Origin of the sequence: Streptomyces doebereineriae (assembly GCF_031845645.1) — a bacterium.
Taxonomy (GTDB): domain Bacteria; phylum Actinomycetota; class Actinomycetes; order Streptomycetales; family Streptomycetaceae; genus Streptomyces; species Streptomyces canus.
Genome location: NZ_JAVREZ010000615.1, coordinates 1 through 379 on the forward strand (window position 1 = coordinate 1; position 379 = coordinate 379).

General features: G+C 70.7%; 1 pseudogene. It reads right to left on the minus strand.

Features of this window, described 5'->3' with window-relative positions:
* A pseudogene (locus tag RNB18_RS53530) lies at window positions 1–304 on the minus strand (carbohydrate ABC transporter permease); the annotation flags it as partial.
* Window positions 305–379: the final 75 nt, after the last annotated feature.

Genomic DNA, 379 nt, shown 5'->3' on the forward strand with positions numbered 1-379 from the left:
GCCAGCGGCCGTACAGCCCGTCGTTGTACGCGAAGAGGGCGTCGAGGTTGGACAGGAGGTGGAAGTCGCCGAGGCTGAAGGGGTTGGTCGCGAAGAGGTCGCGGTAGTTCTTGGTGGCGGCGATGAGCAGCCAGGTCAGCGGCATGAGGGTGTAGACGGCGACGACGGCGAGTACGCCGTTGACCATGACCCGTGAGGTGAGGCCCCGGGTGCGCCGGGCGGGCGGGGGCGAGGGGCGGCGTCCGGTGCCGGTGCGGGGCGTGGGGGCCGGTGGTGCGTCGGGGGTGGCTGTCTGGGTGCTCATGATGCCTTCCACCGGTTGCCGAGCTTGGTGACGACGAAGGACAGCAGGCCGGCGACGAGGGCGAGCAGCAGGGAG